Origin of the sequence: Pseudomonas sp. SORT22 (genome assembly GCF_018417635.1) — a bacterium.
Lineage (GTDB): Bacteria > Pseudomonadota > Gammaproteobacteria > Pseudomonadales > Pseudomonadaceae > Aquipseudomonas.
This window is the reverse complement of sequence record NZ_CP071007.1, coordinates 1,485,653-1,497,993: the sequence shown is the minus strand read 5'-3', so window position 1 is coordinate 1,497,993 and position 12,341 is coordinate 1,485,653. Positions and strand designations below refer to the sequence as shown.

Sequence of the window (12,341 nt, the reverse complement as noted above, 5' to 3'; positions counted from 1 at the left end):
TCGGGGATCAAGGTTAATGGAAATTCATCGCATTCGGTAAAGGATTTTTTTACCCAAGCGGCAGTTGCTCGCTAGACTTATCTTTCTCAACGCCTTCCAGTAGTCAGCGAACGTGGATGATTCATGAGCACCGCCGTCACTTCCGATATCGCCACGATCAGCCGAATCAACGCAGTACCGGCCATCCTGCAGGTGATCTGCGAGACCACCGGCTTGCGTTTCGCCGCCGTCGCCCGGGTCACCGACAGCAGCTGGACGGCCTGCGCGGTGCTCGACTCGCTGGGCTTTGGCCTGGAGGTCGGCGGCGAACTCGACCTGATCACCACCCTGTGTCACGAGATCCGCGCCAGCCACCAGACCATCGTGATCGACAAGGCCAGCGAAGACGAGCTGTACTGCAACCACCACACCCCGCGTATCTACAAGTTCGAAAGCTATATTTCGGTGCCGGTGTTTCGCACCGACGGCAGCTTCTTCGGCACCATCTGCGCCCTCGACCCATTGCCGGCCAATCTCAAGGGCAGCGCCATCCAGCCGATGATGGAGTCCTTCGCCCGCCTGCTGTCGATCCAGATCGAAAGCGAAGAGAACGCCCAGCAAACCGAACAGGCCCTGGAAGAAGAACGCGCCATCGCCGACTTGCGTGAACAGTTCATCGCCGTGCTCGGCCACGACCTGCGCAATCCGCTGTTCGCCATCACCGCCGGTGCCGAACTGCTCAGCCAGCGCCTGCAAGACGAAAAAAGCCGCGCCATCGCCCAGCACATCCTGACCTGTGGCCGGCGCGCCAACCAGCTGGTCCGCGATGTCCTGGATTTTGCCCGTGGCCGCCTGGGCAACGGCATCATGATCAACGTCCAACCCTGCCCGGATCTGGCCGACGCCCTCAGCCACGTGGCTTCGGAGCTGCAACGGGTGCATCCGCAGCGCTTGATTCGGCTGAACATCGGCGATCTCGGCGACATCCAATGCGACCGTGAACGGGTCACCCAACTGCTGTCCAACCTGATTGCCAACGCCCTCACCCACGGCGCCGCCGACAGCCCGGTAAATGTCATGGCCGATATCCGCGAGCGGGTGTTCGTCCTCGGTGTGCACAACCTCGGTGAACCGATTGCACCCCAGGTGATGGCGCAGTTGTTCCAGCCCTTTTCACGGCCACGCGATGATGCGCCGCAACCCGGTCTGGGCCTGGGCCTGTATATCGCCAACCAGATTGCCCTGGCCCACGGCGGGCGCATGGAGGTGGTGTCGAGCGCCGAAGCCGGTACGCTGTTTACCTTTCGCTTGCCGCTTGATCGAGTGGTGCCTGAAGCAACTGCGCCAGCCAGTCCATGAATGCCCGCACCCGTTGCGGCAGGTGCAGTTGCCCGGCGTAAAGCAATGACACCGGCATCGGCGGCGCATTGAAGGCCTGCAGCACCGGTACCAGCTCGCCGCGCTCGATGTACTCGCGCAAACCTGCGGCCGGTGCCTGAATCAGCCCCAGCCCGGCCAGGCAGGCGCTTTCGTAGGCTTCGCTGCTGTTGACGGTGATGACCCCGGGCATGGCCTGGTAACGCGTGGCGCCATCCTGTTGATATTCGAAGCCCGGGCTGCGGGCGCCCAGTTGCCTCACATAGTGAATCAACTGGTGGTTGGCCAAGTCCGACAGGCGGGTGGGTGTACCAAAGCGCTGCAGGTAGGCGGGGCTCGCGCAATTGATCATGGGCAAGCTACCCAGGGGCCGGGCGACCAGGTTCAGGTCGCTCAACATGCCGATGCGCAGCACGCAGTCAAAACCCTCACGCAGCAGGTCGACCTGGCGATCAGTGCAACTGATTTCCAGGGTCAGGCCCGGGTGGCGGTCAACGAACTGCGGCAAGTTCGGCAAGATGATGCGCCGTGCCACCAAGGTCGGCAGATCGATGCGCAAGCGTCCGCTGAGGGCGGCGGCATCCGTGCGAAACAGCCCCTCCAGCTCATCCATGCGCCCCAGCAGGTCTTTGCTACGCTCGTACAGTTGCAGGCCATCCTGGGTCGCCTGCACCCGCCGCGTGGTGCGATTGAACAGGCGCGCGCCAAGCAGCGTTTCCAGGGCCTGAACCTGTTCGGAGACACTCGAGCGCGGCAACCCCAGGCTCTCGGCGGCCAAGGTAAAACTTGCCAGCTCGCTGACCCGGACAAAGGTGCGCAGCAGTTCCAGCTTGTTCATGAAGGGGCATCCAACTGTTCGGATTATCCGACCAGTATTTCCGATTTCGGTGGATTTATCAGCCCATGTGCGACCAATAAACTCCTCCCGACTTCAGCCACCGGTTCGACCACGAGGACCACACCATGACCCGCAAAATCGCATTGATCACCGGCGCCAGCCGCGGCCTGGGCAAGAACACCGCCCAGCACCTGGCTGCCCAGGGCATCGATATCATCGGCACCTACCACAGCAAGGCCGACGAAGCCCAGGCGCTGGTCAAAACCCTTGAGGCCAGCGGCGTTCGAGCGGCCATGCTGCAACTGGACGTGAGCAATAGCGCCAGCTTCGAGGCCTTTGCCCACCGGCTGAGCGCCACCCTGCAACAGGTGTTTGGCCGTCAGCAGCTGGACTTTCTGGTCAACAATGCCGGCATCGGTATCAATGCACCGTTCAGCGAAACCAGCGAAGCGCAGTTCGAGCAGCTGTTCAATATCCAGCTCAAAGGCCCGTTCTTCCTGACCCAACGCTTGCTGCCGCTGATTGCCGAGCAGGGCCGGATCGTCAATATTTCTACCGGCCTGACCCGCTTTGCCCTGCCCGGCTATGCCGCCTATGCGGCCATGAAAGGCGCCATGGAGGTGCTGACCCGCTATCAGGCCAAAGAGCTAGGGGCGCGTGGCATTCGCGTCAACATCCTCGCCCCGGGGGCGATCGAAACCGATTTCGGCGGCGGCGTGGTGCGTGACAACACCGAGGTCAATGACTTTATCGCCGGCAACACCGCCCTGGGCCGGGTCGGCCTGCCAGACGACATCGGCGCCGCGGTTGCCCTGTTGCTTGGCGATGGCGGCGGCTGGATTACCGGCCAGCGTCTGGAAGTCTCCGGCGGCATGTTTCTTTAAGCGCTCAGCGCTGCACTTGGTCCTCGCGCACCTGCACACTGGCGGTCATGCCGGCGCTGAGGTTGACCCCTTCAGGTACCTGATCAAGCTTGATCCGCACCGGAATGCGCTGGGCCAGGCGCACCCAGTTGAAGGTCGGTTCTACTTCGGCGAGCAACTGGCTGTCGGGGTTGGCGTTGCGGTCGGTGATGCCGCGGCTGATGCTCTCGACATGCCCCTGCATAGGCTCGCCAGCGCTCATCAGCCAGACCTTGACCGGGTCACCGACGCGGATGCGTGGCAGCTTGGTCTCTTCGAAGTAGGCCTGGACGTAGAAGGTCGAGTCGTCCACCAGGGCCATCACCGCCTGCCCGGCATTGACGTAGTTGCCTTCGGCCAGGCGCAGGTTGGTGATATGCCCGCTGCGCGGCGCCTTGACCTGGCTGCGCGCCAGGTTGATGGCCGCGACCTTGACCTCAGCCAACGCTTCGCGCAATTCGCCACGGGCAACGGCGGCGTTGATCTGGGCATTTTCGCGCAGTTCCGCGCTGATCGCCTGAGGGCCGAGGGCGGCACGGCGCGAGGCTTCGTGTTCGCGCAGGCGCAGTTGTTGCTGGCGGGTTTCGGCCACGGCGTTGGCTTTGTCCAGGGCGGCCTCGAAGCGGTCACGGTCGATCGACATGAGCAACTCGCCGGCCTTGACCTGCTGGTTGTCACGCACCTTCAGCTCACGTACCCAGCCAGATACGTCCGGGGCAATGATCACCACGTCGGCGCGAATCTTCGCATCACGGGTCCAGGGCGTGAGCATGTAGTACTGCCAGAGCTTCCAGCCGGCAAAAATCGCCACCGCCACCAGGCACAGGGTTACTGCGATACGTACAGCAGCACGCATGGTCACACTCCTTATAACGGCCCCAGCACGTGGGTCACCAGGGTCAGAATACAAACGAACAGCGCGCAGTCGAACAACGCCTCATGCCAGACCCAGCGCCCCAACGGCGTGTAGCGCAACAACAGGCGCAACACCCCGGTCAGCAGCAAGGCCAACAACACATACAGCAGAAACGGACTGAGCAACACACCGCCCAGCGCCCATTCACGCAAGCCCATGGATTTCCTCCTGTCGACGGCACCACTTGCCCCAGCTCTTCTGCAATTGCAGCACAGCACCGATGGCCAGGCGCAGCGGGTCACTCGAAGGCACGCTCTGCAGTGCGTCGATAAACTGCTCGCTGGCCGCATCCAGGCGCTGGCCACGCCCCGGGGCCGGGCCGCTGGCCAATACTGATTCAAGTTGTTGCAGGTACTGGCGCTCGGCGGCGGCCACCGGCGCCTGGGCGACTGCCAGGCACATGCGCAGGTGCAGTAGCTCGTCGCCGATATCCAGGCCGTGCAGGCCATCGTCCCAACGCCCGCGCTCCTGTTCGGGCAAGGCGCCGTAGTGCCGGGCCAGTTGCAACAGGCGATCGGCCATGCGTCCACCAAACCAGCTGTCGGCGCCGCGCAGGTCGCGGCGGGTCAGGCGCACCAGATCGCTTTGGGTGGCAGCGCGCAGGCGCTTGCCATGCCAGGCCGGGTTGCGCAGCACCAGCAACTTGAACGCCAGCACTGCGGCGCCGACCCCCATGAGCATGGCCTGGGCGCTGTTGAAGAAGTTGGCGACATCGAAACTCATGACATTGAGCGGCGCCACCAGCACGATAAAGTGCAGGCAATAAGAAGTAGCGGTGGCGCCAATACGCGGATTGGCCATGCCCAGGGCGCCAAAGAACAGCGGCACGCCCATGGCCAGGCAGAGCATGGCAAAACCGCTGAGCTCCGGCAGGAGGATCTGCCCGACCACGAATGCCACCGGTATCGCCAACAGTATCCCGCGCAAAAAACTCATGCCGATCTGCGCGCCATTCTCGCGGCTGGCGAACAAGCTGCAGACCACGCAGGTCAGCACCAGGCCACCGGGGGCAGCCTGCCAGGCAGTGGCCAACCAGAAGCTGGCCATGGCCAGGAACGCCAGGGCGCTGCGCGAGCCGAACAGCAGCGCCAGCGATACATCGCGGTGAACCGCCAGGCTGTCGGGTACATCGACGGCCGGCTTGCCCTCCTCTACCCCACGCAGGGCTAGGGTCGCAGCCATGGCGTTGTCCAGCAGCAAGGTCAGGCGCGCCAGGCAGTAATGCTCGGCGGAGCTGATTTGCTCATCGTGGGCTGCATCCCAGACACGCTGGCGCAACAGCAACAGGCTGGCCTGGTCGGGGCTGGCCAGCAGCGCCTGAACCTCTTCCAGCCACGGCGCCAGGTGCTGCGCCTGCTGTTCATCCAGTTGCCGCCATTGCCGGCGCACCGAACGGGAAATGCGCAGCAGCACCAGCAGTTTCTGGCTCAGCCCGCGAATCGCCCGGGCGCGCTGACGGCCGAGGCTGCCTTCGAACCAGGCATGTTCACGCTGGGAATCCACCGCCACGATGCGCCCGAGAATCTCCAGCAGGCCCTTGCGCCCCTGTTCTTCACCACTCAAGGCAGCGCTGGCGGCCTGCAGCCCGCTTTGCCAGGCCTGGCGCGCCTGCCCGCTCAGCTGTTGCTCGACGCGCATCGGCCAGAGCAAGGCGCTGGTGGCCGTGGCGCAGACAATCCCCAGGCAGATTTCGGTACAGCGCGCCACCGCCTGGTCGAACACCAGCAGCGGATGGTTGATGGCCGGCAAAGCGATGATTGCCACGGTGTAACCGGCCAGCACGAACGAATAAGCCCAGGCACTGCGCAGCAAGGTCGAGCAGGCGGTGCACAGCGCCAGCCACAAGGCCAGGGCGAACAGGAACAGCCACGGGGTCTGGGCGAAGGCGCCAATGAACAGCACCGACATGACCGTGCCGACCAGGGTGCCGAGCAGACGCGCCAGGCCCTTCTGCACCACCATCCCCGACAGCGGCTGGGCAACGATAAACGCGGTCATCAGCGCCCAGGCCGGCTGCTCAAGCCCCCAGCGCAGCGCCAGCCACAGGGCCAGGCCGCCACCAAGCAGGGTTTTGAGGGCAAATTGCACAGCGGTTTTGTTTGGCGCCAGCAGGGCCTGCAACGTGATGGGCACGGGACGCACCTTGAACGACGGTGTAGTAAAGATAGTCAGGATGAAGCGAGAAGTTCATGGCTTAATTATTAGCTAGCTAACTATTAATAGTCCAGAGGAGCTGAAAGGTTTTTTCACCAGACAAAAAAATGGGCGACCGAAGTCGCCCTAAATGCCTTGCGTGCTCGTGACTGGAAAGGATCAGCGCTCTTTGCGCTTGTTCGAGTCTTTCCAGATGAATATTCCGAATCCGACGAAGAACATCAGCATCAGACCGACCGTAATCACTCCAGCGATAACCACATTATCGAAGAACATGTCGGCCTCCATTCGCCTGAACCTGTCCGATGGGCTTAAGGTAGCGAATGGCTCGGGGGAGGAAATTGACCGAGGTCAATAGCGCCCGGAACCGGGCGCGCAAGGCGGGTGCAGGCTTGACCTGCATCAAGTTTTCAACGCTTCTTGGGTTTGCCCTTGGGCTTTTTCTTCTTGGCCTTGGCCAGCGGCATGGCCTGCTCGAACGCCTGACGAACTTCGTTCAGACGCTTTTCATTGAGGTCGTGGACCCGGCGTGCACGTTCGGCACCGAGGTCGATCAGGTTGTTTTCTTGGCTCATGGCGGGCTCGGAAAGCTGACTGCAGTGCTGCAATCATGAAGGCTGCAGCCGGCGCTGACCAGTGGCGCTTGTATCTTCAGACTTCGATGTCCACCAGCAGCCCCTGGCGCGGCTGCTCACCCATCAAGGGTGCCACCGGCACGGTGTTGTCGGCGTTGACTTCATCGCCGGGCAACGCCTGGTACAGCTCTTCGTCCTGGCTCGACGGGCGTCGGCGCTGCTGGCGGCGCTGCTCTTCGCGCAAGAGGATCGCGGCCTGCTCCGGGTCACGCTGCTTGAGGTCAATGGTACTGTCGCTGGAGCTCGGTTGCGCCGGGACCACGGGCTTGATGTCTGGCGTCGGCTTTACCGGGTCCAGTTGTTGTGTCACGGGTGCAGCACTGAGCGGGATGAGGGGCGGCAGCATGGGATGATCTCCTGTCGCCAGTGTGTCGGCTGATGGCCACGGGCCTTGAGCCAGTGCCGGCAAAATGTGCGGGGCGCTTCACAGTTGCCGGCTACTGTTCTTCGTCCTCGTCCGTCGGGGCGGGCTGGGCTTCGCTCCACGGCCGTTTGAGCACTTTGTTCCAGACGTCGTTCACGTGATCGCGCAACACTTGTGGTGCATCCTTGAGCGACGGGCTGTCTTCGCGCTCACCGCCATATGGCTGCTCGCCCTCGATAGCGATCAGCGACTGGCCATTGATAGCATAGCTGGCCTGGCCCTCACGCAACTCGACACGCAGTTCATGGGGGTCGACGCCGCCGCCACAAAAGGCGTGGCTGGCGACCGTCAGCTCGGCCAGGCCGTTGTTGTCGAGGTCACTGACGCCGCTGACGTCGGTATAAAAGCCGACATCCAGGTCGAGCCCGGAGCAGGTGGTCTCGTTCTCGATCTTCCAGCGCGGCTTGAAGCTGTCATCGCCCTGGCGCTCATACAGCGTTGCCGTGAGCACCACGCGATCGACGTCCTGATCGGTCTCTTCATCGCTGACCTGGTCGTCATTGCGGCTGAGCACCAGCAAACCTTCGCCCTCGCGGTCGTGGTAATGCACGCTCTGCAGCGGCGATTGCACGCCCAGGGCCTCGAGTTGCGCAGCGGGAATCGGCGCCAGAATTTCGAAACCTTTGTTGTCACAGGCAGCCAGCAGAAGCACGCCCGCCACGGCCAGCGTTCGGATGAACCACGGGTTGGAGATCGGCATGGCTGTATCGGGCCCTCAATGGCGACAGCGGTTTTCGTCGATGAAGTTGCTAGACTCTTTGGTCTGCACAGAGCTATCCGTTAAGATAGTCGGCTTTTTCATGGCGGGAGTCAGGCAGTATGGCGCAGCAGTATCAACCGGGGCAACGCTGGATCAGCGACAGCGAAGCCGAGCTAGGTCTGGGGACCGTTCTGGCACAGGACGGCCGCTTGTTGACCGTGCTCTACCCGGCCACTGGCGACACCCGCCAGTACTCCCTGCGCAATGCGCCCCTGACCCGGGTGCGCTTCTCGCCTGGCGACCAGATCACCCATTTCGAAGGGTGGAAGCTGACCGTGCGCGAGGTCGAGGATGTCGACGGCCTGCTGGTCTATCACGGCCTCGACGCGCAGAACCAGGCGCGTACCCTGCCGGAAACCCAGCTGTCGAACTTCATCCAGTTCCGCCTGGCCAGTGACCGCCTGTTCGCCGGGCAGATCGACCCGCTGCCGTGGTTCTCGTTGCGCTACAACACCCTCGAGCACACCAGCCGTCAGTTGCAGTCGTCGCTCTGGGGCCTGGGCGGCACCCGCGCGCAACCGATTGCCCACCAGTTGCATATCGCCCGTGAAGTGGCCGACCGTATCGCCCCGCGGGTTCTGCTGGCCGACGAAGTAGGCCTGGGCAAGACCATCGAAGCCGGCCTGGTGATCCATCGCCAGTTGCTCTCGGGCCGCGCCAGCCGTGTGCTGATCCTGGTCCCGGAGAACCTGCAGCACCAGTGGCTGGTGGAAATGCGCCGGCGCTTCAACCTGCAGGTCGCGCTGTTCGATGCCGAGCGCTTTATCGAAAGCGACGCCAGCAACCCCTTCGAGGATGCCCAACTGGCGCTGGTTGCCCTGGAATGGCTGACTGAAGACGAAAAGGCCCAGGACGCGCTGTTTGCCGCCGGCTGGGACCTGCTGGTGGTCGACGAGGCGCACCACCTGGTCTGGCATGAAGACCAGGTCAGCCCCGAGTACGCCCTGGTCGAGCAACTGGCCGAGGTCATCCCCGGCGTGCTGCTGCTCACCGCGACCCCGGAGCAACTGGGCCAGGACAGCCACTTCGCGCGCCTGCGCCTGCTCGACCCGAACCGATTCCACGACCTGGCCGCGTTCCGCGCCGAAAGCGAGCACTATCGCCCGGTAGCCGAAGCGGTCCAGGAGCTGCTCGACGAAGGCCGCCTGTCGCCCAAGGCCCACGCCACCATCGAGGGTTTCCTCGGTGCCGAAGGCGAAGCCCTGCTGGCTGCGGTCAACGATGGCGATACCCAGGCCAGCGCCCGCCTGATTCGCGAGTTGCTCGACCGCCACGGCACCGGCCGCGTGCTGTTCCGTAACACCCGCGCGGCGGTCCAGGGTTTCCCTGAGCGCAACCTGCACCCCTACCCGCTGCCCAACCCCGACCAGTACATGGAGCTGCCGCTGGGCGAGCACGCCGAGCTGTACCCTGAGGTTGCTTTCCAGTCCCAGAGCGAAGGCAGCGAAGAAGAGCGCTGGTGGCGCTTCGACCCTCGGGTCGACTGGCTGATCGACACCCTGAAGATGCTCAAGCGGGTCAAGGTCCTGGTGATCTGCGCCCACGCCGAAACCGCCATGGACCTGGAAGACGCCCTGCGCGTGCGTTCCGGTATCCCCGCGACGGTGTTCCATGAAGGCATGAGCATTCTTGAGCGCGACCGCGCTGCGGCCTACTTCGCCGACGAAGAATTCGGCGCCCAGGTGCTGATCTGCTCGGAAATCGGCAGTGAAGGCCGCAACTTCCAGTTCGCCCACCACCTGGTGCTGTTCGACCTGCCAGCCCACCCGGACTTGCTCGAGCAGCGTATCGGCCGCCTGGACCGCATCGGCCAGAAGCACACCATCGAGCTGCACGTGCCGCACCTGCAGAACAGCCCGCAAGAGCGCCTGTTCCAGTGGTACAACCAGGCCCTGAACGCCTTCCTCAACACCTGCCCGACCGGCAACGCCCTGCAGCACCAGTTTGGCCCGCGCCTGCTGCCGCTGCTCGAAAGCGGCGATGACGATGAGTGGCAAGCGCTGGTCGACGAGGCCCATGCCGAACGCGAGCGCCTCGAAGCCGAGCTGCATAGCGGTCGCGACCGTTTGCTGGAGCTCAACTCCGGTGGCGCCGGTGAAGGCCAGGAGCTGGTCGAGGCGATCCTTGAGCAGGATGACCAGTTCGCCCTGCCGATCTACATGGAAACCCTGTTCGACGCGTTTGGCATCGACAGTGAAGACCACTCGGAAAACGCCCTGATCCTCAAGCCGAGCGAAAAAATGCTCGACGCCAGCTTCCCGCTGGGCGACGACGAAGGCGTGACCATCACCTACGACCGCAACCAGGCGCTGTCGCGTGAAGACATGCAGTTCATCACCTGGGAGCACCCGATGGTCCAGGGCGGCATGGACCTGGTGCTGTCCGGTTCGATGGGCAACACTTCGGTGGCGCTGATCAAGAACAAGGCGCTCAAGCCCGGCACCGTGCTGCTGGAGCTGCTGTACGTCAGTGAAGTGGTGGCTCCGCGCGCCCTGCAGCTGGGCCGGTACTTGCCGCCGGCCGCGCTGCGCTGCCTGCTCGACACCAACGGCAACGACCTGGCTTCGCGGGTGTCCTTCGAGACCCTCAACGACCAGCTCGAGAGCGTGCCCAAGGCCAGCGCCAACAAGTTCATCCAGGCCCAGCGCGACGTGCTGGCGCCGCGGATCAACGACGGCGAAGCCAAGATCATGCCGCGCCATGCCGAACGTGTCGCCGAAGCCCAACGCCGGCTGGCGGCGCAAACCGATGAAGAGCTGGCGCGCCTGATCGCCCTGCAAGCGGTCAACCCGACCGTTCGCGACAGCGAAATCGACGCCCTGCGCAAGCAGCGCGAACAAGGCCTGGCGATGCTTGATAAAGCGGCGCTGCGCCTGGAAGCGATTCGGGTGCTGGTGGCCGGATAAACCGCGTCGTATTCATCGCTGGCAAAGCCAGCTCCCACAGGATCTGTTGGCAAAGATCGAACCCTGTGGGAGCCAGCCTTGCTGGCGATGAGGTCCCTCAGGCTTGTGCAAGCTTGCCCGCTGCCTCCTCACTATCAGCCACCATCCCCTCGCGCATCCTCTGCGCATCCCGGCTGAAGCACCGCGAGGCCAGCAGCAGGAACACCAGCGTCAACATCAACGCCACCGGTATCAGGTACATCGCCCCGTGCAGGCCTTCAGCCTTGAATGCCTCGCTCATCTGCACCGCCCCCGCTGCCTGCATGGCCGCCACGGCAAAATGGTCCGAAAGCGCCCCCACCACCACCGGCCCCAGGCCGCCACCGAGCAGATAAAGCCCGGCAAAGAACAGCGCCATGGCCGTGGCCCGCAGACGCGGCTGCACCACATCCTGAATCGCGGTGTAGACACAGGTATAGAAGTTGTAGGCAAACAACCAGCCGACACCGAACACCGCCACGAACACGCCGATCTCGATCCGCCCGGCATGCAGTGCCCAGGCGGTGGCCAGGGTGGCGATCAGCATGCTCAGGGCACCGAACAACAAGCGCCCGTTGGCAAAGCGCTGGTGTACCTTGTCGGCAATCCAGCCGCCAAGGGTCAGGCCAACCAGCCCGGTCAGGCCGACAATGACCCCGGTGGCCACCGCGGCCTGCTGCAGCGAGAGCAAAAAGTAACGCTGCAGCATCGGCACCATGAACGAGTTGCAGGCGTAGGTGGCGAAGTTGAAGGTAAGGCCCGCAAGCACCAGCCAGCAGAAGGTCGGCACACTCAGAACCCGGCGCAACGGCCGGTCCACGGGCGCCTGGGAGATCGCCACCGACTCCGCCGCGCCGCGCGCCGGCTCGCGGATCATGAACATGAACAGCGCCAGCAACAACCCGGGCACTGCGGCGATAAAGAACGGCGCCCGCCAGCTGTCAAAGGCCTGCACCATCGCGCCGATGGTGAAGAACGCCAGCAACAGGCCCAACGGCAGGCCGAGCATGAAGATGCCCATGGCCCGCGCGCGCTTCTCGGCGGGGAACAGGTCGCCGATCAGTGAGTTGGCGGCTGGCGCATAGCTGGCCTCACCGATGCCTACGCCCATGCGCACCAGCAAAAAGCTCCAGAAGCTGCCGACCATGCCATTGACCGCTGTCAACCCGCTCCAGGCCATCAGCCCCCACCCCATCAGTTTGCTGCGTGAACCGTTATCGGCCAGGCGCCCCAGCGGCAGGCCGGCAATGGCATAGACCAGGGTGAAGGCGGTACCGATCAAGCCGATCTGAAAGTCGCTCAGGTGCCATTCCAGGCGGATCGGCTCGATGATGATGGCGGGAATGGTGCGGTCGAAGAAGTTGAACAGGTTGGCCAGAAACAGCAGGAACAGGATTCGCCAGGCGTTGGCCGCTTGAGTGGAGCTCTGCAT

Annotated in this window: 12 protein-coding genes; 3 read left to right on the top strand and 9 right to left on the bottom strand. The window is 63.7% G+C overall.

Annotation, left to right across the window (positions count from 1 at the left end):
* The first annotated feature begins 123 nt into the window (after positions 1–123).
* The gene (locus tag JYG36_RS07030) at positions 124–1,338 is read left to right on the top strand and encodes a GAF domain-containing sensor histidine kinase (RefSeq protein WP_045197854.1); all 1,215 of its coding nucleotides are present in this window, start codon (positions 124–126) and stop codon (positions 1,336–1,338) included.
* Here JYG36_RS07030 and JYG36_RS07025 read toward each other — a convergent pair.
* Positions 1,277–2,194 (bottom strand): LysR family transcriptional regulator, encoded by a 918-nt coding sequence (locus tag JYG36_RS07025; protein ID WP_093380227.1) that lies wholly within the window; start codon positions 2,192–2,194, stop codon positions 1,277–1,279. The two genes, JYG36_RS07030 and JYG36_RS07025, sit on opposite strands and share 62 nt — an antisense overlap.
* Positions 2,195–2,319: 125 nt before the next feature.
* Between JYG36_RS07025 and JYG36_RS07020 the strand changes: the two genes are divergently transcribed.
* Positions 2,320–3,078 (top strand): SDR family NAD(P)-dependent oxidoreductase, encoded by a 759-nt coding sequence (locus JYG36_RS07020; RefSeq protein WP_213603459.1) that lies wholly within the window; start codon positions 2,320–2,322, stop codon positions 3,076–3,078.
* A 4-nt stretch (positions 3,079–3,082) separates the two neighbouring features.
* Here JYG36_RS07020 and JYG36_RS07015 read toward each other — a convergent pair whose 3' ends face one another.
* The 7 genes from JYG36_RS07015 to JYG36_RS06990 all read right to left on the bottom strand — a co-directional run bounded on the left by JYG36_RS07015 (position 3,083) and on the right by JYG36_RS06990 (position 7,925).
* Positions 3,083–3,952 carry an efflux RND transporter periplasmic adaptor subunit gene (locus JYG36_RS07015; RefSeq protein ID WP_045197850.1) on the bottom strand — a complete coding sequence of 290 codons (870 nt, stop codon included), beginning with the start codon at positions 3,950–3,952 and terminating at the stop codon, positions 3,083–3,085.
* A gap of 11 nt (positions 3,953–3,963) precedes the next feature.
* Complete coding sequence (locus JYG36_RS07010; protein ID WP_045197848.1) at positions 3,964–4,170, bottom strand: DUF1656 domain-containing protein; 207 nt, start codon at positions 4,168–4,170, stop codon at positions 3,964–3,966.
* Entirely contained in the window at positions 4,157–6,145 is a 1,989-nt protein-coding gene (locus JYG36_RS07005) for an FUSC family protein (RefSeq protein WP_093380218.1), read from the bottom strand. Before JYG36_RS07005 ends, JYG36_RS07010 begins: the two co-directional genes overlap by 14 nt.
* Before the next feature lie 180 nt (positions 6,146–6,325).
* Positions 6,326–6,442, bottom strand: a complete 117-nt coding sequence (gene ccoM, locus JYG36_RS26670) for a cytochrome c oxidase subunit CcoM (RefSeq protein WP_010221102.1) — start codon at positions 6,440–6,442, stop codon at positions 6,326–6,328.
* 134 nt (positions 6,443–6,576) lie between these two features.
* On the bottom strand, positions 6,577–6,741 hold the full coding sequence (locus JYG36_RS07000) for a hypothetical protein (protein ID WP_213603457.1): 165 nt from the start codon (positions 6,739–6,741) through the stop codon (positions 6,577–6,579).
* Positions 6,742–6,817: 76 nt separating this feature from the next.
* Positions 6,818–7,147 carry a hypothetical protein gene (locus JYG36_RS06995; protein ID WP_045197844.1) on the bottom strand — a complete coding sequence of 110 codons (330 nt, stop codon included), beginning with the start codon at positions 7,145–7,147 and terminating at the stop codon, positions 6,818–6,820.
* A gap of 91 nt (positions 7,148–7,238) precedes the next feature.
* Positions 7,239–7,925, bottom strand: coding sequence for a M949_RS01915 family surface polysaccharide biosynthesis protein (locus JYG36_RS06990; protein WP_195884853.1), 687 nt, complete (start codon positions 7,923–7,925; stop codon positions 7,239–7,241).
* 119 nt (positions 7,926–8,044) lie between these two features.
* Here JYG36_RS06990 and rapA point away from each other — a divergent pair, with 119 nt between their 5' ends.
* A complete protein-coding gene (rapA, locus tag JYG36_RS06985; RefSeq protein ID WP_213603455.1) occupies positions 8,045–10,891 on the top strand; it encodes an RNA polymerase-associated protein RapA in 2,847 nt (948 codons plus the stop codon).
* Positions 10,892–10,988: 97 nt separating this feature from the next.
* On the opposite strand, the gene JYG36_RS06980 is transcribed toward rapA, so the two are convergent.
* Positions 10,989–12,341: a spinster family MFS transporter gene (locus JYG36_RS06980; protein ID WP_045197838.1), complete on the bottom strand. Its 1,353-nt coding sequence runs from the start codon at positions 12,339–12,341 to the stop codon at positions 10,989–10,991.